This window comes from Mycobacterium kiyosense (assembly GCA_021654635.1).
GTDB lineage: Bacteria > Actinomycetota > Actinomycetes > Mycobacteriales > Mycobacteriaceae > Mycobacterium > Mycobacterium kiyosense.
Genome location: AP025179.1, coordinates 1,047,522 through 1,068,020, shown reverse-complemented (window position 1 = coordinate 1,068,020; position 20,499 = coordinate 1,047,522). Strand labels below are relative to the sequence as shown.

The window sequence follows — 20,499 nt, the reverse complement described above, 5'->3', positions numbered from 1 at the left end:
GTTGGTTACTCCTACCGGCCGTGCTTCTTGCCGGTGCGCCGGCGTCGGACAATGAGCTTGTTGCTGGCTTTGTTCGGGTTGCGGGTGCGGCCCTCCGGCTTGCCCCACGGGCTCACCGGGTGACGACCGCCGGAGGTCTTACCCTCACCACCACCGTGCGGGTGGTCGACCGGGTTCATCACCACACCGCGGACGGACGGGCGCTTGCCCTTCCACCGCATACGACCGGCCTTGCCCCAGTTGATGTTTGCCTGCTCGGCGTTGCCGACCTCGCCGACGGTGGCGCGGCAGCGCACGTCGACGCGGCGGATCTCACCGCTGGGCATGCGCAGCGAGGCGTAAGTGGCTTCCTTGCCGAGCAACTGGATGCTGGAGCCGGCCGAACGCGCCAGCTTCGCTCCGCCGCCGGGGCGCAACTCCACGGCGTGCACCAGGGTGCCGGCCGGGATGTTGCGCAGCGGCAGGTTGTTGCCGGGCTTGATGTCGGCGTTGGCACCCGACTCCACGATGTCGCCCTGCGAAAGGCCGTTCGGCGCAATGATGTAGCGCTTCTCGCCATCAAGAAAATGCAGGAGTGCAATCCTTGCCGTGCGGTTCGGGTCGTACTCGATGTGCGCGACCTTGGCGTTGACGCCGTCCTTATCGTTGCGACGGAAGTCGATCACCCGGTAGGCACGCTTGTGGCCACCGCCCTGGTGCCGGGTGGTGATGCGGCCGTGCGCGTTACGCCCGCCCTTGCTGTGCAGCGGGCGTACCAGAGACTTCTCCGGGGTCGAGCGAGTGATCTCGGCGAAGTCCGACACGCTCGCGCCACGGCGACCGGGAGTCGTCGGCTTGTACTTGCGAATTGCCATGTCTAATCAGATCTTTCTCTCGCGCGCGGCGCTTAGGCCGGTGCTCCGAACAGGTCGATCGGCTTGCTGCCCGGCGCCAGCGTCACGATCGCGCGCTTGGTGCTCTTGCGCTTGCCGTAACCGGTGCGGGTGCGCTTGCGCTTGCCCTGCCGATTCGCGGTGTTCACCGATGCGACCTTGACGGCGAAGATCTTCTCGACAGCGATCTTGATCTGCGTCTTGTTCGAATCGGGGTGCACCACGAAGGTGTACACGTTGTCGTCGAGCAGTCCGTAGGACTTCTCCGAGATGACCGGCGCCAGGATGATGTCGCGGGGGTCAGCGATGGTCGTCATCAGGCCGAAACCTCCTCGGCGGTCGCGGTTCCGGTGTGTGAGCCGATGTAGGCGTTGAGCGCCTCCACGCTGAACACCACGTCGTCGGCCCGCAACACGTCGTACGTGTTGAGCTGGTCCGGCGGCAGGATGTGCACACCGGGCAGGTTGCGCACACTCTTCACGCCGGCCTCGTCGCTGCGGCCGACGACCACCAGGACCTGCTTGCGATCGGTCAGCGTGGCCAGAAACGCCGCGGCACTCTTCGTCGAGGGCGTCTGACCTTCCACCAGCTCGGTGACCGCATGGATGCGTCCGTTGCGCGCCCGGTCCGACAACGCGCCCCGCAATGCGGCGGCGATCATCTTCTTGGGCGTGCGCTGGCTGTAGTCGCGCGGCTGCGGACCGTGCACGGTGCCACCACCGGTGAACTGCGGGGCCCGTGTCGAACCCTGGCGGGCGCGGCCGGTTCCCTTCTGCCGGTAAGGCTTACGGCCACCGCCGCTGACGTCGCCGCGGGTCTTCGTCGCGTGCGTACCCTGCCGGGCGGCCGCGCGCTGCGCGGTGACCACCTGGTGCATCAACGCGATGTTCGCCGGAGCGTCGAACAGCTCGGCCGGCAGCTCGATGGAGCCTTCGACCTTTCCTGCCGGCGTCTTGACGTCGATCTTGAGCGCCATCACTTCTCACCTCGCTTGATCGCGCTGCGGACCACGACGAGTCCGCCGGTGCGGCCGGGGACCGCACCCTTGATCAGCAGCACGCCGTTCTCGGCATCGACCTTGTGCACCACCAGGTTCTGCACGGTGACCCGGTCGTTGCCCATCCGCCCGGCCATCCGGGTGCCCTTGAACACCCTTGCCGGAGTAGCACATCCGCCGATCGAGCCCGGCCGGCGGTGCACCGCCTGGGCACCGTGGCTGGCGCCCTGGCCGCGGAAACCGTGCCGCTTCATGGTTCCGGCGAAGCCCTTGCCCTTGGAGGTGCCGGTCACGTCGACGTAGGCGCCGTCGGCGAAGATCTCCGCCGTCAGCTCCTGGCCGACCTCGTACTCGGCCGCTGCCGCCGCATCGTCCAGCCGCAACTCGGCCAGGTGCCGGCGCGGGTTGACGCCCGCGGCCGCGTACTGACCGGTCACCGGCTTGTTCACCTTGCGCGGGCTGATCTCGCCGTACGCCAGCTGCACCGCGCTGTACCCGTCCTGCTCCGGGGTGCGGATGCGGGTCACCACGTTCGGTCCAGCCTTGACCACCGTGACAGGCACGACTCGGTTGTTCTCGTCGAATACCTGCGTCATGCCCAGCTTGGTACCCAGAATGCCTTTTCTCGCCATTTGCTTCGCCGATCCCCTACTGGATGTTGACGTCGACACTGGCCGGCAGATCGATGCGCATCAACGCGTCAACGGTCTTCGGCGTCGGGTCGAGGATGTCGATCAGCCGCTTGTGCGTGCGCATCTCGAAGTGCTCCCGCGAGTCCTTGTACTTATGCGGTGAGCGGATGACGCAGTACACGTTCTTTTCTGTCGGCAGCGGCACCGGTCCTACGACGCTGGCCCCAGTGCGTACGACGGTCTCGACGATCTTGCGCGCCGACGCGTCAATAGCCTCATGGTCGTAGGCCTTAAGCCTGATGCGGATCTTCTGTCCCGCCACGCTTCTCCTACCTCATCTTCCACACTCGAGCCCGGGTCCGGACCTGGTGCGCCCCGGCGCGCGGACCGGCCGCCCTGAGGAGGGCCGATCGAGCGTTGCGCCGGAACTGCGCCGCTGTTTACCTGTCGTGGTCCATCCGCTCCCCGCGGTCGGGTGTGTCACCCGCACGCAGCCTTGTAGGCGGCCGAAATAGTCGCTCTCCAAGGATGGGACCGGACGCGCCCTGGTGGGCGCTGGTCGTATGCCCGTCCAGGCGCAAACCTGGCGCTGGGCAACCTGAACAGTATGCCTCAGATCGGCGGCGCGGCCAAATCCCCGACCGACCGAGACGGTTGCGCGTCCAAAGAGCCCCATCCGCTCGGTTCGGCACACTGATTCGATCGGCAGAAACCCTCGCGCTCACTAGCCTTACCAGCGTAAATCCGTTGCCGGACCCGCTCCGGGGGCCACCGGCGACCTGACGGAGCCACCCCGGAGCGTCCGCGCGACCCACCGGACCGGTCGGAAAAGTCAGCCCTGCTGGACGCAGCCGGCACCCGTAAGGAGGCGCAGACGTCATTTCATTTGAAATCAATTTGAGTTTCCGATGCGGTGTTAATGTCTGATTCTCGTAACTCGTCGGTGCGGCGGGCAGTCGATCCCAGTCGGGGAGGCGGTTGGACATGTCGTATGTGAGCGCTGGTCTGGACCAAATGATCACCGCGGCTTCAGATCTGGCCAACCTCGGGTCGATCGTCAGCGCGGCCAACTCGGCAGCAGCGGGTCCGTCCACGAATCTCCTGGCGGCCGCCGCTGACGAAGTGTCGGAGGCGATCGCCGGAATTTTCAACTCCCATGCGCAGAGCTACCAGAGTTTGAGTTCCCGCGCGGAGCAGTTCCATCAGCAGTTCGTGCAACTGCTGAATAGCGCCGCCGGCCAGTACACGTCCACCGAGGCCGCCGCGGTCAACCCGCTGCAGACCCTCGAACAGGGCCTACTCAACGCAGTCAACGCGCCGAGCGTGGCACTGACCGGACGCCCGCTGATCGGTGACGGCGCCAACGGCGCTCCCGGAACCGGCGCCAACGGCGGCGACGCCGGATGGCTGGTCGGCAACGGTGGCGCGGGCGGCTCTGGTTGGACCGGCCATAACGGCGGGAACGGCGGCGCAGGCGGCTTCTTCGCAGGCAGCGGTGGCGCCGGCGGTGCCGGCGGATTGGCCAACGTCGGCGGCGTCGTGGGAAGCGGCGGCAACGGCGGGGCGGGCGGATTTCTCGGCGGGGCCGGAGGCGCCGGCGGCACCGGCGGCCTCGGCGCCAGCACCGGCCTGGCGACGGCGGGGACCGGTGGCAATGGGGGGAACGGCGGGCTGTTCGCCCCCGGCGGAGCTGGTGGCGCGGGCGGCACCGCCGGGCAGGTCGGTTACGGCGGTGCCGGCGGCCACGGCGGGGCCGGCGGGCTGTTTGCGAACGGCGGAGCCGGCGGGGCCGGCGGAGATGCTTCCCCTAGCTACCCCGAGGCCGGACTGGGCGGCACCGGCGGTGCCGGCGGCAACGGCGGAGGGTTCGGCGGCGCCGGTGGCGCCGGCGGCAGAGGCGGCAACGGGATGATCGCCGGCGCGGGCGGAGCCGGGGGCGAGGGCGGCTTCTTCAGCGGCAACGGCGGACAAGGCGGGGCCGGCGGCGTCGGCGGTGGGGTCAACGAGATCGGTGACGGCGGAGACGGCGGGGCCGGCGGAAACGCGGGCTTCTTCTTCGGCAATGGCGGAGCCGGCGGCGAAGGCGGCACCAGGTCGGGCCATACCGACGTCCATCACAGCGGCGGAGGCCAAGGCGGGGACGGCGGTGCCGGCGGCCGCTCCGGGGTGATCGGCAACGGAGGTGCGGGGGGTGCCGGCGGCGACGTCCCCATCGGCCCACCGGCCGGCTTCGGCGGCAACGGCGGTAAGGGCGGCGACGCTCAGATCATCGGAAACGGCGGCGGCGGCGGCAACGCCGGTGTGTCCGACACCAACGGCCACCTGGGAGCCGGTGGCGCGGGCGGCCTCCTCGGTCTGGACGGTCTGCCGGGGATCGCATAGCCGCCACCCGGCGACCCTCGCCACACGGACCCCCGATGACCGACACTCAAGAGATGGGCACACCGATCATCGAAGACGCCGCCAAGATCTTCGCCGACCCCACCGCCTACGCCGACGAGCCGCGGCTGCACGCGGCCATGACCCACCTGCGGGCACACGCGCCGGTGTCGCTGGTCGATCGTCCCCCGTTCCGGCCGTTCTGGGCGATCACCAAGCACGCCGACGTCATGGAGATCGAACGCAACAACGAGCTGTTCATCAGTGCACCCCGCCCGCTGCTGGCACCGGCCGAGGCCGACGACCTGGCGCAGTCGCTGCTCGACAGCGGGATGGGACTGCGCACCCTCGTGCACATGGACGACCCGCAGCACCGGGCGGTCCGGGCCATCGGGGCGGACTGGTTTCGCCCCAAGGCGATGCGGGCGCTGAAGGTACGGGTCGACGAGCTGGCCAAGATCCACGTCGACAAGATGCTGGAAGCCGGTACCGAATGCGACTTCGCCACCGAGGTCGGCCAGCGCTACCCGCTCTATGTCATCTTGTCGCTGCTGGGTCTGCCCGAGTCGGACTTCCCCCCGGATGCTCAGCCTCACCCAGGAGCTCTTCGGCGGTGACGACACCGAGTTCCGGCGCGGCACCACCCCCGAAGAGCAGCTGCAGGTGCTGTTCGAGTTCTTCGCCTACTTCAACGAGCTCACCGCCTCGCGACGGGCCAACCCGACCGAGGACCTGGCGTCGGCCATCGCCAATGCCCGCATCGACGGCGAGCCGTTGTCGGACATGGACACCGCGTCCTACTACGTGATCGTGGCCACCGCCGGTCACGACACCACCAGCGCGACCATCTCCGGTGGACTGCGAGCGCCGATCGAAAACCCGGATCAGTTACGGCGCTTGACCGACCACCCCGAACTGATGCCGCTGGCCACCGAGGAAATGGTCCGCTGGGTGACGCCGGTCAAGGAGTTCATGCGCACCGCCACGGCTGACACCACCGTGCGCGGAGTCCCCATCGCCAAAGGCGAATCGGTGTATCTGTCCTACGTCTCGGCCAACCGCGACGAGGAGGTGTTCGACGATCCGTTCCGCTTCGACGTCGCACGAGACCCGAACCGGCACTTGGCATTCGGCCACGGGATCCACTTCTGCCTGGGCGCGGCCCTGGCCCGGATGGAGATCAGCAGCTTCTTCTCCGAGCTGCTGCCGCGACTGAAGTCCATCGAATTCAACGGCGAACCCCAGCTGTCCGCCACCACTTTCGTGGGCGGGCTCAAGCACATGCCGATTCGCTACTCGCTGCGGTAGCCCGCCGGCTGCACCCGGTCCGCCGCATCGTGTCCGGTCGGCGGTAGCCGCGCCCGGCCAGGCGGCCGGAACGGATTTCGCGAAAACCCCGCGGCGACCCCGCGCCCGTGGCTAGCATTTGACCCTGGGGGCAAGGTTCGTAGGTGGGCAGCGGACTCTATCCAGCTAGCTGGGGGACCGGAATGTCGTATGTAATCGCCGCGCCAGACTATGTTGCCGCTGCGGCAACGGATTTGGCGAATATCGGTACGGCGGTCAACGACGCCACCGCAATGGCGGTAGGTCCGACGATGGGCGCACTGGCACCCGCGGGCGCGGACGAGGTCTCGGCAGCGATCGCGGCCATGTTCGGGGCGCACGCCCAGGCATTCCAGGCGATCAGCGCGCAGGCCGCGGCCTTCCACAACCAGTTCGTGGAACTGATGGGTCTCGGCGCTCAGCAGTACGGCCTGAGCGAAGCGACGAACGTCGCAAGCATCCAGACCGACGCGGCCCTGCCTGCGCCGACGCTGGGACGCTCGGTACTCAGTCACGGCGCCCAGGTGGCGCCCGCCGCCGGCGCACCAACGCCGACGGCACTTGTTGGACCGTTGGGGCCGGGGGGCCCTGCGACAACACCGGCCACCCAGCTCGGGTCGGTGGGTTCGCCGGGGTCGGCAGTAGCGGCGGGATCGGTGGGGTCGGTGACGCGTCAACCGATCCCGTCGCTGCAGGCCGGCGCCGCGCAGGTCGTCGAAGTGGACACTCAGGCGTCAGCGGTCTCGGCGCTGCCGGCTCCGCTGGCGGCACGGGCGGTACCCGCGACCACCACATCCTCGACCGGACGCGTCGGAACGATCTACGAGAGCTCGGCTGCTAGCGGCTGATTTTCCGACCGCCGCGCGCTTTGGCGAGATTTACTCCTGAACGAATTCCGCCGCACGGTGCGCAAGCATCACGATGGTGGCGTGCGGCCCGCGGCTGGGGACCACCGGCAGCACGGAACCGTCTATCACCCAGAGGTTTTCGAAGCCGACAACGCGACACTTATTGTCGACGACAGCATTTGAATCACCCGTGCGGCCCATCGGGGCGCTGCCGCACAGGTGCTGCGACGTCGACCAAGCCGACGGTCCGATATGCGTTGCGGTACCGCATAATTCGCGAGCCAGCTCGACACCCGCCTGCAGGTCTGCGACGTCACCGGGTTCGCTGTCGTAGCGATGTTCGATCCGGGGCGGCACACCGGGATCCGCTGAGGTCAGGGTGATCCGTCCGCGCGACCGCGGCCGCATCAGCGCAACACCGACATGCGGCCAGTCCCGGTGCCCGGCACTGCCATCACCGGTCATCGCCACGAAACCGCCGGTGTACGGCCGAATCTCGATGCCGTCAGCGGTGGTCAGCACCACCTCCAGCACCGGCCGATCCACTGCCACGTTCCAGTCGGTGGGCATCACCCATTCCGGATGATCGCTGCACCGGGCACCGACCGGCAACGTCGCGCGCACGTCGACCCCGGCCTCCCGCAGCATCGCCTCCTGCCCCACCCCCGACAGCATCAGCAACTGCGCCGATCGAATCGCGCCCGCGCACAATACGATTCGATCAGCAGTAAAAACCACGGGGCCGTCCGGACCGACCGCATCGACCCCCGCCACGGTGACGCCGGAGAAGCACAACCGCAGGGCGCGGGTGCGCTCCGACAGGGTCAGATTGGGGCGCCGCAGCGCCGGCAACAGAAAGGCCGCCCCAGGGCCGGTACGCACGCCGTCGACGATGTTCAGCGGCACCGCGCCGATACCCGAAGGTAGCTGCGGCCCAACATCATTGAGGTCCGGCAGCCAGCTGAATCCGGCACGCTCGGCAGCTGCGACGAACGCATCGGAGGTACCGGTGAACTCCGACGTCCGCCGAACCGCGATGGGCCCGCTGCCACCGTGCACGGCAGTGTCGAAATCGAGGTCGGTCTCGATGGCACGGAAATGCTCCAGCACGTCGGACCACGCCCAACCCGGCAGCCCGAGCCCGTCGAAGTCGCCGGGTAGGCCCCGGCAGAAGTAGCCGCCGTTGACGGCGCCGGAACCGCCCAACGTGGTGCCCCGCACGATCGGCATCCGGTGCACCGGATGATCGGTCAGCGTCGTCAGATAACGCTCGGCCAGCGGGCTGCCCGACCCGATCGGCAGTTGCAGCCCGTTGCGGGTGCGGGCCAACAGGGCGGCATCGGACAATCCGGGCCCGGCTTCCAGAACCCGCACGGTGCGGCTGGGGTCGGTGGAAAGACGTTCGGCAACAACCGAACCAGCGCTTCCGGCGCCGACGACCAAGACGTCGCTGTGCCCGGCGACCGCGGACAAGCCGGCCGCTACGTCCGGATCTGCGGCTTGAGCGCGCTGAGGTTGCGTTCCCGCAGCACCCCGTACCACAAGCCGATTCCGTAGGCCAGATCGTCGACCCGCTTGAGCAACAGGAAGGTCAGCAATCCGATCGGTTCGGCGTCGTCCTCCGCCGCATCGCGCCGGCGCAGCCAATCCGCCACACCGTCCACCACCGCCGCGACCACCACGACCCGCCTGAAGTGCCGGGACACGATCGCCGCGATCAGCGCCACCGGCCAGTAATGCCGACACAGCGCCGACGCCAGTTGCAGCGCGGCCGACCACAACCCCCGGGTGGCGACCACGATCACATCCCACAGTGACGTCTCGGCGCTGCGCATCGCCTTGGCGATGCGCCGACCGGTGACCAGCGCCACCATTATCGAGGCCAGCTGGGCCAGTCCGGTCCCGAGCGACATCAGGATCCAGGCCATCAATGCCCACCCGGAGATGACCACCGGTGCGGTCTTGTCGGGGTGCCGCACCGACAGCGGTGCCGCCGAACCACCGTAGAAGGCCTTACGGGCGATCCAGTCCCGCAATTCGGTCCGATGGTCGTGCGCGACCCGCGCGATCGGTTCGTAGCGCAACCGGGCACCGGCTTCCACCAGCCGCCAACACAAGTCGACGTCTTCTCCGGAGTGCAGTGTCTCGTCGAAGCCACCCACCCCGCGGATCGCCGAGGTGCGGCAGACGATCGCGGCGCTGGGCACATAGGACACCGTGCTGTGCGGCAGTACCGGCGCCTCCCGCAGGCCCAGGTCGAGCGACGAGTGCACGGCCTCGTAGCGGGCAATCACATTCTCGGTCGGCATCAGGCCGACGATGCGCGGCGCCACCAGCGCGACAGTGGGATCGCAGAAGTGGCCGAGCAGGGCCTCCAGCCACCCGCGTCGCGGCGCCACATCCGAGTCCAGGAACGCGACGAAGTCGGTGGTGCAGGCGGCCAGGCCGGTGTTGCGGGCGGCCGCCGGGCCCCTGCTGCGGGGGTGGTGCAGAACTTCGACGTCACAGTAGACGCCGGCGAAATCGTCGAGTTCCACCGGGCGCACCGAGCCGTCGTCCACCACGATGACCCGCAGGCCGCGCAGTGATTCCACCAGCCGGCGCACGCCGATTACGTTGTCGCGCACCGGAATAACGACGGTGACGTCGCGGTGTGACGGACCGGTGGCCGGCCGTGGATGGGCTACCGTCGCGTCGAGCAGGGTGCGGGCCAGCTGGGCGCTGACCTCGTCCTGGACTTGCAGGCGGCCGTCGCACAGCATGCTCTGCGCGGCGGGCGCCAACCGCAGTAACCGGGTCGGTGAGCCACCGAGCAGGGCCTTGCCGTCGCCGAGTACCCGCACGCGACGATCGACCTGCACCGCAAACCCGTTCGGCAGTCGGGTTTGTGTCATGTCAACATCCCGTCGGCCCCGGGCCGCCACCGGGCGATACGACCGATACCGTCGTCGACCATCTCAGCAAAGATCCGCCTCCCCTCGACCGCGGTGGCCGTGGTGGGGTCCCCCAGCACGCCGATGTCGCTCACTGCCGCCACCCCGCCCCGGCGCATCGCCGGTAGTAACTCGCGCAGTGGCGCGTCGTTGCCCGCCCGGATCCGCTCGGTGCGGACGGCCTCCGGTGAAATGTGCAGTAGGACCGAAGTTTCGGTGTGACCGGCATGCGCGTCGCCGCCGCCGGACACACACGGGCACCAGCCGGCGTCGCGGCCTTCGGACCGCAACAAGCTGACCGCGTGGGTCAGGGCTGCGACATTGCCGCCATGGCCGTTGACGAAGACCAGGCGCCGCGTCCAGCCGGTGGCCGAGCGCCCGTACTCGACCAGCAGGGCGGCCAGAGCCTCGGTGCCGATCGAGATCGTTCCGGCGAAACTCTGGTGCTCGCCGCTGGCGCCGTAGGCGATCGCGGGCGCCACCGGCCAGTCGAGGCGGGCACCGATCGCGCCGGCGACGGCGGTCGCGATTCGGGTGTCGGTGTCCAACGGCAGGTGCGGGCCATGCTGTTCGGTGGAACCCAACGGAATCAAAATTGACGACGGGGTGGATATCAATAGCTGACTAGACGTCGCACTTCCCAGTCCGCCGAGCATTGGCACTTGCCGATGGTAGGACGAATTAACCTGGCGTGCACCAATTGTTGCCCTACCAATTCAAAAATTTTTCAACCCTCTTGATTGGCGGAAAAAATCAGTGCTCGTTCGCCACGACTGCCACGCCCGTATCACCTATTCAAGACCCGATTTTCGTTAGGCGTTTCAGCCTCTTTCGCGCCGTCGAAGTCTGTGGTACAAGTCGCGCAATCCGCCTCAGCCCACGCCCAATGCCCGGGTGAAGCCGTCCGGGATCAAAATGTCATCGGGACGCAGGTCGTGGATCGACGAGAGCCCGAGGCCCATCAGCGCCGAGTCGATGCCACCGCGCAGGATGTCCAGGACGTTCTCGACACCGGGTTGGCCGGCCGCGGCCAGCCCCCACAGGTACGCCCGCCCGATCATCACCGCGCGCGCCCCCAGCGCCACCGCCTTGACGACATCGCTGCCGCGCCGGATACCGCCGTCGAACAGCACCTCGACCTGGTCGCCGACCGCGTCGGCAATGGGCGGCAGAGCACGGATCGAGGCCGGCGTGCCATCCAGGTTGTTGCCGCCGTGATTGGACACCGAGATCGCCGAAACACCGGCATCCACAGCCCTTTTCGCGTCATCGACGCGCATCACACCCCTTGAGCATGAACGGACCGCCCCACAACTCCCGCAGCCAGGCGATGTCTTCCCAGGTCGGTGGCGGCGTTCCCATCCACTCGCCGTAAGCCTCGAAGAACGTCGGGCCGGTCTCGCCGCGCCGGCCCTGATTGGGCACCCGCAGGTCCGGCGGTCGCAACGTCTTGCCGAACTTCCACAACCACCGCGGCTTGAAGATCGCCTCCGGCGACATCCGCAACGTGGTCTTGAGGTTCATCTGCTCGGGAATCTTGGGACTGCCCCAGTCGCGCCCGTGCGAGAACGACCAGTCGGTGGTGACGATCAAGCCGACCGCGCCCGCTTGCCGGGCCCGCTCGACCCGCTCGGCGATCGAGTCCCTGCTGCCCAGCCAGTAGACCTGGAAGAAGATCTTGGGGTTGGCGGCGATGACTTCCTCGATCGGCTTGCTGGCGAACGACGACAGGCCCATTGCGGTGCCGCGGGCCGCAGCGGCCCGCGCGACGGCCACCTCGCCGTCCGGGTCCACCGCCTGCACTCCGGTGGGCGAGATCAGCACCGGCAGCGAGATGTCTTGTCCCATAACGGTGGTTGCGAGGTCCCGCTTTTCGCTCGCGCCGACGACGTGGGGCGCGAAGCCGAGTTCGCTGAACGCCGCGACATTGTCGGCAACCGTCACGCCTTTTTCGCTGGCGGAAATCAAAGACGAATAGACCGATTTCGGCAGCCGCCGCTTAGCGCGTTGTTGAGCGATTGCGACGGTTTCAAACCATTGGTCTGCCATGACTACACGGGGCTTTCGTTGCAGAGCCGGGTCGGCGGTCTCACGGAGAGGGTGAGCGGCACCGGGGCACTGAGCCGCCGGCCGCGCGAGTGGTCGACACGAGGACGCGGTGTCTGGCGTTCGGCTGCCAGCGCCGGGCCGCCGTAGCCCTGGACGCATTCGGGATCCGGACCGTCCAGCGGCAGACCCGTGAAGAACTTCGCCGCCATGCAGCCGCCGCGGCAACTGTCGTAGTGCCCGCAGCTGCCGCACGCACCTGCCGACTGCGGCTCACGCAGCTCGCGGAACAGCGGGGCGTACTTCCAGACATTCGCAAAGCCGGTACCGAAACCTGTGTCGGACAGGATGTTTCCGGCCAGGAAGCGGTCGTGGATGGCGAACGGGCAGGCGTAGACGTCGCCCACCGGGTCGATCAGGCACACCACCCGGCCGGCGCCGCACATGTTCAGACCCGACAGCGCGCCGGCAGCACCCAGCGGCGCCAGGTGGAAGAACGAGTCGCCGGTGAGCACCCGCTCACCCTTGGCGACCAGCCAGTCGTACAGCTGCTTCTGCTGCTCTGCGGTCGGGTGCAGATCCTCCCAGACGTCGGCGCCGCGCCCGGAGGGCCGCAACCGGGTGATCCGCAGCGTCGCCCCGTACCGGCTGGCCAGCGCGGCGAACTCGTCGAGCTGGCCGACGTTGTGCCGGGTGACCACCACCGAGATCTTCGCGTCTTTGAAGCCGGCCGCGGCGAGGTTCTCCAAGGCCCGGCACGCCATGGCGAAGGATCCCTCGCCCCGCACCGCGTCGTTGACCTCGGCGGTCGCGCCGTCCAGCGAGATCTGGACGTCGACGTAGTCGCTGGCGGCCAACCGCGCGGCCACCTCGGGCGTGATGCGCACCCCGTTGGTGGAGAACTTCACCCCGACATGGTGTTCGGTCGCGTAGTCCACCAATTCCCAAAAGTCTGGGCGCACAGTGGGTTCGCCGCCGCCGATGTTCACGTAGAACACCTGCATGCGTTCCAGCTCGTCGATGATGTCCTTGCACTGGCGGGTGGACAGCTCGCGCGGATCGCGCTTGCCCGACGACGACAGGCAGTGCACGCACGCCAGATTGCAGGCGTAGGTGAGCTCCCAGGTCAGGCAGATCGGCGCGTCGAGGCCGTGCTCGAACTGCTCGATCAAGCTGGGGACTGGGGCGGCTTGGACGGGCACTGTCATGGAGTCTCCCTGGGTACCAGCATGTCGGAGCGGGCCAGCACGCCCAGGGCGTGCAGATAGGGCGCCTGCTCGTGATCGTCTATTCCGGCGGCGCGGCAGGCGGACCGGACGTCGAGATGGTCGGCCAGCGACTCCACCACCGCCAGGATGGTGCGGTTCTTCAGGAACGACAGCTTGCGGGTACCGAAGTGGTACAACAGCGCGCCGAATGGTTCCGGTCGAACGGCCACCTGCGGGTGCAGGCGCCAGCCGCGGTCGGGGTCGAACTCGGTCACGTCGAGCCGCCCCGTCCGCGCGGGCGCAGGCACGGTCAGTAGACCCCGCACATGCCGTCGATGGAAACCTCTTCGACGAGGATCTCGGTGACCAGTTCGGTCTCGGTCTGGTTCTCGTTGTCCATATCGCTTGCCTTTCTCGCTGAACTCGGGGATAGCCGGGGATAGACATTGTGAGTGGTTGGGGTCACAATCGTCGACAAGAATATGGCATCGAGTGCCGTAATGGAAGGGCGGGTGCTGATGTTGCCCGAATCGCGGGTCGGCCGGCGCCGCTCGACGACGCCGTTGCACATCGCCGACGTCGCCATCGACCTGTTCGCCGCCCGCGGCTTCGCCGAGGTGAGCGTCGACGACGTCGCCCAGGCCGCCGGTATCTCCCGCCGCACGCTGTTCCGCTACTACGCGTCGAAGAACGCGATCCCCTGGGGCGAATTCGACAGTTATCTCGCTCAGCTGCGCGAGTTGCTCGACGGCGTCGACCCTGGTGTTCCGTTGCGTGAGGCACTGCGGACGGCGCTGCTGGAGTTCAACACCTTCGACGAATGCGAAGCGGCAAGGCATCGCCAGCGGATGCGCGTGATACTGGAAACCGCTGAGCTGCAAGCGTATTCGATGACCATGTACGCCGGGTGGCGGGAGGTGATCGCCGGGTTCGTCGCGCACCGGACGAACTGCAAAGCCACCGACCTGCTGCCGCAGACCGTTGCCTGGACGATGCTCGGCGTGGCACTGAGCGCATACGAATTCTGGCTGGGCGACGAATCGGTCCCGTTGCCCGCCGCACTCGGCACCGCCTACGACGTCGTCGGCGCCAGCCTGGACGGGATCGGGTGAGCGACAGACACGGCACCGAGCACCTGCTGCACACCTTGCGCTCGCAGGGGCGCTTCTGCGCCGGTTCCGGCTCGCCGATGTACGGCGAACTGTTCGAGCGGGTCGCCGCCGACGTGGCGGCCGGCGGCGAGTTCGCCGGCATCCTGGCCGGCTACGAGGACGCACCCTCGCGCCACGCGGTGCCGTTGCGGTTACTCGGCGGCCTGCACCGGATGGTGCTCGAAGGCCGGGCCGCGGACCTGCGCCGCTGGTACCCCAGTGCCGGGGGCCGCTGGGACGCGCAGCGCGCCTGGCCCGAGATCGTGCGAGTGGCGGCCGAACATGCCGGCGTGCTGCGCGCGGCTCTAACGGCGCCACCGCAGACCAACGAGGTGGGCCGCTCGGCCGCGCTGATCGGCGGCCTGCGCCGCCTGACCAACGAATTCGGGCTACCGGTAAGGCTTTTCGAGATCGGGTGCAGCGCGGGCCTGAATTTGCGCGCAGACCATTACCACTACCGATTCACCGGTGGCCGCTGGGGACCGCAGGACTCCCCGGTGCTGCTCGAAGACGCCTGGCGCGGCGAACTGCCCCCGGCCGGCGAGGTGCGCATCGTCGAACGACGCGGCTTCGACATCGCCCCGCTGGACGTCACCGGCACCGACGGGGAACTGACCGTGTTGAGCTATGTCTGGCCCGACCAGGACGCGCGGCTGCGCAGGTTGCGCGGCGCGATCGCGGTCGCGCGCGAGGTGCCCGCACAGCTGGAACGCCGAACGGCCGGTGCCGCCGTCACCGGGCTGACCCTGGCCGACGGGGCGCTGACCGTGCTGTGGCATTCGGTCACCTGGCAGTATCTGCCCGCCGAGGAACAGACAACGATCCGAGAGGCGGTCGGCGCGCTGGCCGCCGCGGCCACCAGCCGCGCCCCGTTGGCACATCTGACCATGGAGCCCGCCCGCGACGGCCCCGGTGCACCGCTGAAGTTCCTGGTGCGGCTGGCCAGTTGGCCGCGCGGCGGTAACCGGGTGCTGGCCGAATGCCACGCGCACGGACCGCCGGTGCACTGGCAATGAAAATTTTTGGATGCAGGGCGTCGGATTTCGGGCCGTTGACGCGACGATAAGAGTGTGAGCGCCCAATCGGATCACCGTGGCGACGCCGCAGGCGCGCTGTTGGCGCTGTACGACGAGGCGCTACCGGTGGTGTACGGCTACTTCGTGCGGCGCTGCCGGGACCGGGGAACGGCCGAGGACCTTACCTCCGAGACGTTCCTGGCCGCGATGGACGTGGCGCGCCGCGGCGACCCGCCGCCGATCTCGGTCCCGTGGTTGCTCGGCGTCGCGCGGCACAAGCTCGCCGACCACTACCGGCGCCGGCAGGATCCCGAGCCGATCGCCGAGCCGCCGACCGACGCGTTCGACGACTGGGACGCCGAACTGGACCGGCTGGTCGCCGAGAACGTGCTGAACCGTCTCGGCGACCCACACCGCGCGGTGTTGGTGCTGCGCTATCTCGACGATTGCACCGTCGGGGAATGCGCCCAACTGCTCGGCCGCACCGTGCCTGCCACCGAGGCGCTGTTGATCCGCGCCAAACGAGCGTTCAGGAAAGAGTATCCGGAAGGAGGCACGTCATGAGTCGACAAGACCCGCTGCACGTGCTGCGCACCGATGACCTTCCGGTACAACCCGATCCGGCGTTCGCGGCGCAATTGCGCCGGCGCCTGCAAACCGCATTGGCACTACCGGAAGGAATCACCATGAGCGGATCCGCCGCGGCCGTCGCCGAACTGACCGAACCACGACCGGCCGCGCTGCCCTACCTCAGCGTCGCCGATGCCCGCGCCGCAATCGCCTGGTACACCGAAGCTTTCGGTGCGGCGGTGATCGGTGAACCGATCGTGATGCCGGACGGCCGAATCGGCCACGCCGAGCTCGAAATCGGCCGCGGTGTGCTGTACCTGGCCGACGAGTTTCCCGAGATGGGACTGAAAGCACCTGCCCCGGAAGCTGTTTCGGTGAGCCTGATGCTGCACGTCGCGAGCACCGACGCGACGCTGCGACAGGCCCGCGCCCACGGCGCCGAGGTGGTGCGCGAAATCTATGAAAACCACGGATCGCGCAACGCGACGATCATCGACCCGTTCGGTCACCGCTGGATGCTCAGCGGACCGTTGGCCACACCGATCCGTCCCGGCGACATCGGGTACATCTCGGTGCGCGTTCCCGACGCCGACCGCGCGGCCACCTTCTACCGCAAGGTGCTGGGTTGGAGCTACGACCCGGCGTCGCAGCAGGTGACCAACACCGACCTGCCCACCGGGATCTTCGCCGGTCCCGGCACGCCGACCCTGTTCTGCTGCTACGCGGTCGCCGACCTCGCCGCTGCCCGCGCCGCCATCGCAGAGGCCGGCGGCAGCACCGGCGAGGTCCGGCAAACCGAGCACGGCGCCGTCCTGGACGCGACGGATTCCCAGGGCATGGCGTTCGCCGTCTTCGCAGCGACCCCGGGCGTCAAACGCCCGGAGCTCAACGGATCCGGGCCCGGTGAAGTCTCCTACGTCACCTACGAGGTGGCCGACTCCGCGGCGTTCCGCGACTTCTACGGCCGGGTGCTGGGGTGGACGTTCGAACCGGGTCGCATCGACGACGGCTGGGCGGTGCGCGATGCCCACCCGATGTCGGGCGCCGCGGGCGGCAGCCGGCGTCCGGCTGTGGTGCCGATGTGGACGGTGGCCGACATCGACGCCGCGGTCGCCAAGGTCCGCGAAGCCGGCGGCACCGTGCTGGCCGAACCGTCCCGGCAACCGTACGGACTGTCCGCCGAATGCACCGACGACCAGGGCTCGCGGTTCTATCTGGGACAGTCCTGAAGGGGCGCGAGCGGGGCTAGCTCAGCATCTCGGAAATGGGTGTCGCGGCGGCGATCTTGGCGCGCGTCTTCATCACCTTGCCCGGCAGCCCGCCGCCGACCACGCCGACCAGCACGCCGTCGCGCTCGTAGTAGGCCAGGAACTTGCGCCCGTCGTCCTCGACGATATGCACGATGTCGGTGGCTTCCGGCTCACCGAGACACTGAATCTTCACGTCATACTGGTCGCTCCAGAAATACGGGACGACCACCACCGACGGCACTTCGCGGCCCAGCAGCGCCGGCACCACGACCCTGGCCTGATCGGCGACATTGCTCCAATGCTCCACGCGCGCTTGATGTCCCGTCGCATCACGCCAGGAAGCGACGTCGCCGAGCGCCCACACGTTGGGCACGCTGGTACGGCCCGCCTCGTCACAGACGACGCCGTTGTCGACTTCGACGCCGCTGCCGTCGAGCCAGTCGGTCGCCGGGTGCGACCCGATGCCGACGACCACCAGGTCGGCCGGCAGTTCGGTGCCGTCGCTGAGCACCACGGCGTCGACGTGCCCATCGCCGCGTACCTCGGCCACCCCCACGCCGGTGCGAACATCGACGCCCTCGTCCCGGTGCAGGCGTGTCACCAACGCGCCGATCTGTTCGCCCAGCACCGAGGCCAGCGGGGTCGGCTGCGGCTCGACCAGCACCACGTCCACACCGAGGCCGCGCAGGCTGGCCGCCACCTCGCAGCCGATGAAGCCGGCCCCGATCACCACCGCCTTCTTCGCCGAGGTGGCGTGGTTGCGCAGCGCCAGGCACTCGTCCAACGATCGCAGCACCCGGACGCCCTCCAGATCGCGGGGAAGCTCGGGATGCGCCGCGGCACCAGGCCCGTCGCGATGACGAGTTCGTCGTAGCCGACGGTGGATCCGTCAGCCAGCGTCAAAGTCTTTGCCGCAGTGTCCAACCCGGTGGCCGCCGATCCCAGCCGCAGGGTGATGTTCTTCTCGTCGTACCATTCGCGCGGCTTGAGAGCCGTGTCCTCGACCTCGCTGCGCAGCACCTCCTCTTGGACAGTGGAGGCCGGTCGTACGGCAGGTGTACCTCGTCGCTGACGATGGTGATGGGGCCGTCGTATTCGGCGCGGCGCAGCTGCTCGGCGGTCCGGGCGGCTGCCAGGCCGCCGCCGACGATCACGATTCCGTTGGTCACGTGGTGTTCATACCACGGCGGCCGCTCAGTACTTCAGCGCACCCTTATCGACGGGGATCTGGGTACCGGACAAGGTGCCCGAGCCCGGGCCGGCCCGGCCAACCACACGACGACGTCGGACACCTCGTCGGGTGACATAAAACCCTTGTACTGCATGGGCATTGGCGGGAACGCATGCACGAAGCGGGGATGCTTGGCGAACACCTCCATCATCGCCTCCGGCTCGATCATCGGGGTATCGACGGAATAGGGGTGGATGGAGTTGACCCGAATACCGTATTCACCGAGCTCGAGGGCCAAAGTGTTGGTCAGCCCGGTCAGCCCGAACTTGCTGGCCGCGTAGTGACCGTTGCCGGGGGTGGCCTTCAGCCCGGCCGCCGAACTGACCACCACGATGGCACCGCCGTTGCCGGCCTCGATCATCGCCGGGATCGTGGCCCGCAGCGTCCGCCAGGTGCCGGTGAGGTTGACCCCGACGACGGTGTCCCACTGCTCGTCGGTGAGCTCCCACACCCGGCCCCAGCCGAGCACTCCGGCGTTGGCGACGACGATGTCGAGGCGGCCGAACTGCTCGACACCGTCGGAGACCAGTTGCCGCAACGCCGCGTCGTCGCGGATGTCGACCTGGCGGGCCAGCACCTTGCGCCCCTCGGCCTCGACCGCGCGCACGGTCTCGGCCAGATCCTCCGGTGTGGCCGGCGGGTAGCTGATGGTGTCCGACACCGGCGCGCAGATGTCGGAGGCGATGATGTCAACTCCTTCGCGGGCCAGCCGCACCGCGTGCGAGCGGCCCTGGGCGCGGGCGGCCCCGGTGATGAAGGCGACCTGTCCTTGCAGTGATCCAGCCATCGGCTCCCCTTTCGCTGCCCGTTACGTTAGCAGCGGAATTGAAACGTGTTCTAGTTGGCTCACTGCTGGTCCGCGAGGGCGGCGCGGTCAGATCTCGGAGATGATCTGGGCGCGCTTGCTGGCGTACTCCTGGTCGTTGACCGCGCCGCTGGCGCGCAGCGAGTCCAGTTCCTGCAGGCGGTCGGCGACCGAGGACTGCGGCGCCGCCTGCGATTGGGCGGCCCGGCGCACCACCCCCTGAATCTGTTGCCGCAGTGCCGGATTCGAACGGACGTCGACCATCCGGTTCAGCGGGATGTTGTTGGCCTTGAGGATCTGCAGAATCTCCAGCAACGGCCCGGACTGGCCACGCAGGTCGTAGGTTCGGCCGTCTTCCTCGACGGAGAACTGGGCGGGCACCAGCCCGTTGATCAATGCGCTTCGCTCCCAGTCGATTCGGTATTCGTTGGTGGCGGGGTCGACCAGCACGACGAGCTTGCCCGCGGTGAGGTTGCCGAGCCGGGTCACGCTGGCGATGACGCGGTCTTCGCTCTCGAACGGCGTGATCCCCGACCCCGAAACGTGCAGGCGCACCTTGACCACCTGCTGGTCGTTGATGCGGGTTCCGGTCTCGGTGAGCCCGACGATCTGCGCCAGCGCCAGCACCCCGTGCTGCTCTAAGAACTCCGACTTGGCCTGCGCGTTCGCCCCGTAATACGTCATCGCGATGGCGATCAGCACATCGGCGACCGTGATCAGCAGGCCGGCGTAGAACATCCACGACAGCACCTGCCCGAACCCGGTCGCGAAGTAGACCACCAGGAAGATCGGCCCGACCAGGCCGCCGCACAACAGCACCAGCAGTTGCATCTTGATATACCGCGCCAGCATGTGCCCACTCCTCGCTAGAGCCCGAAAGGTGATGTCACACTAGCGCTCGGGTTGGGGCTACCGATCCCAAATTCGCGCCGCCGGCAAGGCCGCCTCCTTACCTCGCCGCCGGGCCCCGGCGCCGCCCGCCACCTCGCCGCCGAGCCCCGGGCCCCGCCCGCCACCTCGCCGCCGAGCCCCGGCGCCGCCCGCCACCTCGCCGAGCGTCACGCCAGCGTGACGCTCGAGCGGCGAGAGTCACGCCAGCGTGACGTTGGGCGGGGCGGTAAGGCGATGGCGCGGCCCGCACGAACCCCGGAAACGGCCCCGGGAAACTACACCGGAAACGACCCAGAAACGACAGAACCCGGACCGCCACATGACGGTCCGGGCTCCGTTCCGAA

17 protein-coding genes and 7 pseudogenes are annotated in these 20,499 nt (G+C 68.4%); 9 read left to right on the top strand and 15 right to left on the bottom strand.

Annotation, left to right across the window (positions count from 1 at the left end; all coding sequences use genetic code 11):
• Positions 1-11: 11 nt before the first annotated feature.
• Genes rplB through rpsJ form a run of 5 tightly spaced genes read right to left on the bottom strand, consistent with a single transcriptional unit; the run spans position 12 to position 2,823 of the window.
• Positions 12-854, bottom strand: a complete 843-nt coding sequence (rplB, locus tag L6444_RS05025) for a 50S ribosomal protein L2 (RefSeq protein ID WP_180916935.1) — start codon at positions 852-854, stop codon at positions 12-14.
• Between the two features lie 32 nt (positions 855-886).
• Positions 887-1,189 carry a 50S ribosomal protein L23 gene (gene rplW / locus L6444_RS05020; protein WP_180916934.1) on the bottom strand — a complete coding sequence of 101 codons (303 nt, stop codon included), beginning with the start codon at positions 1,187-1,189 and terminating at the stop codon, positions 887-889.
• Positions 1,189-1,848: a 50S ribosomal protein L4 gene (gene rplD / locus L6444_RS05015; protein ID WP_236981157.1), complete on the bottom strand. Its 660-nt coding sequence runs from the start codon at positions 1,846-1,848 to the stop codon at positions 1,189-1,191. Before rplD ends, rplW begins: the two co-directional genes overlap by 1 nt.
• A complete protein-coding gene (gene rplC, locus L6444_RS05010) occupies positions 1,848-2,501 on the bottom strand; it encodes a 50S ribosomal protein L3 (RefSeq protein ID WP_236981155.1) in 654 nt (217 codons plus the stop codon). Before rplC ends, rplD begins: the two co-directional genes overlap by 1 nt.
• A 16-nt stretch (positions 2,502-2,517) precedes the next feature.
• Positions 2,518-2,823: a 30S ribosomal protein S10 gene (gene rpsJ, locus L6444_RS05005; protein WP_003873519.1), complete on the bottom strand. Its 306-nt coding sequence runs from the start codon at positions 2,821-2,823 to the stop codon at positions 2,518-2,520.
• A 127-nt stretch (positions 2,824-2,950) separates the two neighbouring features.
• On the opposite strand from rpsJ, the pseudogene L6444_RS30980 reads away from it, so the two are divergent.
• The 5 genes and pseudogenes from L6444_RS30980 to L6444_RS30010 all read left to right on the top strand — a co-directional run bounded on the left by L6444_RS30980 (position 2,951) and on the right by L6444_RS30010 (position 7,054).
• A pseudogene (locus L6444_RS30980) lies at positions 2,951-3,198 on the top strand (hypothetical protein).
• Between the two features lie 287 nt (positions 3,199-3,485).
• A pseudogene (locus tag L6444_RS30975) lies at positions 3,486-3,707 on the top strand (PE family protein); the annotation flags it as partial.
• 246 nt (positions 3,708-3,953) lie between these two features.
• Positions 3,954-4,883 (top strand): annotated as a pseudogene (locus L6444_RS30015) (PE family protein); the annotation flags it as partial.
• 53 nt (positions 4,884-4,936) lie between these two features.
• Positions 4,937-6,188 (top strand): annotated as a pseudogene (locus L6444_RS04995) (cytochrome P450).
• A 143-nt stretch (positions 6,189-6,331) separates the two neighbouring features.
• A complete protein-coding gene (locus L6444_RS30010) occupies positions 6,332-7,054 on the top strand; it encodes a PE family protein (protein ID WP_459551906.1) in 723 nt (240 codons plus the stop codon).
• Positions 7,055-7,084: 30 nt separating this feature from the next.
• Here the strand turns inward: L6444_RS30010 and mftG are convergent, their stop codons facing one another.
• The 7 genes and pseudogenes from mftG to mftA all read right to left on the bottom strand — a co-directional run bounded on the left by mftG (position 7,085) and on the right by mftA (position 13,641).
• The gene (gene mftG / locus L6444_RS04985) at positions 7,085-8,527 is read right to left on the bottom strand and encodes a mycofactocin dehydrogenase MftG (RefSeq protein WP_236981153.1); all 1,443 of its coding nucleotides are present in this window, start codon (positions 8,525-8,527) and stop codon (positions 7,085-7,087) included.
• 8 nt (positions 8,528-8,535) lie between these two features.
• Positions 8,536-9,948, bottom strand: a complete 1,413-nt coding sequence (gene mftF / locus L6444_RS04980; protein WP_236981151.1) for a mycofactocin biosynthesis glycosyltransferase MftF — start codon at positions 9,946-9,948, stop codon at positions 8,536-8,538.
• Positions 9,945-10,643, bottom strand: a complete 699-nt coding sequence (gene mftE, locus L6444_RS04975; RefSeq protein WP_236983816.1) for a mycofactocin biosynthesis peptidyl-dipeptidase MftE — start codon at positions 10,641-10,643, stop codon at positions 9,945-9,947. Before mftE ends, mftF begins: the two co-directional genes overlap by 4 nt.
• A 216-nt stretch (positions 10,644-10,859) precedes the next feature.
• Positions 10,860-12,036, bottom strand: a pseudogene (gene mftD, locus L6444_RS04970) (pre-mycofactocin synthase MftD).
• Positions 12,037-12,038: 2 nt separating this feature from the next.
• The gene (gene mftC / locus L6444_RS04965; RefSeq protein WP_236981149.1) at positions 12,039-13,241 is read right to left on the bottom strand and encodes a mycofactocin radical SAM maturase; all 1,203 of its coding nucleotides are present in this window, start codon (positions 13,239-13,241) and stop codon (positions 12,039-12,041) included.
• Entirely contained in the window at positions 13,238-13,567 is a 330-nt protein-coding gene (gene mftB, locus L6444_RS04960) for a mycofactocin biosynthesis chaperone MftB (RefSeq protein WP_236981139.1), read from the bottom strand. The genes mftC and mftB overlap by 4 nt, the downstream gene beginning before the upstream one ends.
• Positions 13,552-13,641 (bottom strand): mycofactocin precursor MftA, encoded by a 90-nt coding sequence (gene mftA, locus L6444_RS04955; RefSeq protein ID WP_236981137.1) that lies wholly within the window; start codon positions 13,639-13,641, stop codon positions 13,552-13,554. The genes mftB and mftA overlap by 16 nt, the downstream gene beginning before the upstream one ends.
• A gap of 118 nt (positions 13,642-13,759) precedes the next feature.
• Here mftA and mftR point away from each other — a divergent pair, with 118 nt between their 5' ends.
• From mftR to L6444_RS04935, 4 genes are read left to right on the top strand one after another with little or no spacing between them, the layout of a single operon-like run.
• Positions 13,760-14,353: a mycofactocin system transcriptional regulator gene (gene mftR / locus L6444_RS04950; RefSeq protein WP_236983815.1), complete on the top strand. Its 594-nt coding sequence runs from the start codon at positions 13,760-13,762 to the stop codon at positions 14,351-14,353.
• A complete protein-coding gene (locus L6444_RS04945; RefSeq protein ID WP_236981128.1) occupies positions 14,350-15,408 on the top strand; it encodes a DUF2332 domain-containing protein in 1,059 nt (352 codons plus the stop codon). The genes mftR and L6444_RS04945 overlap by 4 nt, the downstream gene beginning before the upstream one ends.
• A gap of 54 nt (positions 15,409-15,462) precedes the next feature.
• Positions 15,463-15,972 carry an RNA polymerase sigma factor gene (locus tag L6444_RS04940; protein ID WP_236981126.1) on the top strand — a complete coding sequence of 170 codons (510 nt, stop codon included), beginning with the start codon at positions 15,463-15,465 and terminating at the stop codon, positions 15,970-15,972.
• Positions 15,969-17,207: a VOC family protein gene (locus L6444_RS04935; RefSeq protein ID WP_236981125.1), complete on the top strand. Its 1,239-nt coding sequence runs from the start codon at positions 15,969-15,971 to the stop codon at positions 17,205-17,207. Before L6444_RS04940 ends, L6444_RS04935 begins: the two co-directional genes overlap by 4 nt.
• A gap of 16 nt (positions 17,208-17,223) precedes the next feature.
• Here L6444_RS04935 and L6444_RS04930 read toward each other — a convergent pair.
• The 3 genes and pseudogenes from L6444_RS04930 to L6444_RS04920 form a co-directional block, all read right to left on the bottom strand.
• Positions 17,224-18,397: pseudogene (locus L6444_RS04930) on the bottom strand (NAD(P)/FAD-dependent oxidoreductase).
• A 25-nt stretch (positions 18,398-18,422) separates the two neighbouring features.
• Positions 18,423-19,246, bottom strand: a pseudogene (locus tag L6444_RS04925) (mycofactocin-coupled SDR family oxidoreductase).
• An 87-nt stretch (positions 19,247-19,333) separates the two neighbouring features.
• The gene (locus L6444_RS04920) at positions 19,334-20,116 is read right to left on the bottom strand and encodes an SHOCT domain-containing protein (RefSeq protein WP_236981117.1); all 783 of its coding nucleotides are present in this window, start codon (positions 20,114-20,116) and stop codon (positions 19,334-19,336) included.
• Positions 20,117-20,499: the final 383 nt, after the last annotated feature.

Coding starts and splice junctions, on each gene's coding strand:
- rplB (WP_180916935.1), bottom strand. CDS start 854: ATGGCAATTCGCAAGTACAAGCCGACGACTCCCGGTCGCCGTGGCGCG.
- rplW (WP_180916934.1), bottom strand. CDS start 1,189: ATGACGACCATCGCTGACCCCCGCGACATCATCCTGGCGCCGGTCATC.
- rplD (WP_236981157.1), bottom strand. CDS start 1,848: ATGGCGCTCAAGATCGACGTCAAGACGCCGGCAGGAAAGGTCGAAGGC.
- rplC (WP_236981155.1), bottom strand. CDS start 2,501: ATGGCGAGAAAAGGCATTCTGGGTACCAAGCTGGGCATGACGCAGGTA.
- mftF (WP_236981151.1), bottom strand. CDS start 9,948: ATGACACAAACCCGACTGCCGAACGGGTTTGCGGTGCAGGTCGATCGT.
- mftE (WP_236983816.1), bottom strand. CDS start 10,643: ATGCTCGGCGGACTGGGAAGTGCGACGTCTAGTCAGCTATTGATATCC.
- mftC (WP_236981149.1), bottom strand. CDS start 13,241: ATGACAGTGCCCGTCCAAGCCGCCCCAGTCCCCAGCTTGATCGAGCAG.
- mftA (WP_236981137.1), bottom strand. CDS start 13,641: ATGGACAACGAGAACCAGACCGAGACCGAACTGGTCACCGAGATCCTC.
- mftR (WP_236983815.1), top strand. CDS start 13,760: ATGTTGCCCGAATCGCGGGTCGGCCGGCGCCGCTCGACGACGCCGTTG.
- L6444_RS04935 (WP_236981125.1), top strand. CDS start 15,969: ATGAGTCGACAAGACCCGCTGCACGTGCTGCGCACCGATGACCTTCCG.
- L6444_RS04920 (WP_236981117.1), bottom strand. CDS start 20,116: ATGCTGGCGCGGTATATCAAGATGCAACTGCTGGTGCTGTTGTGCGGC.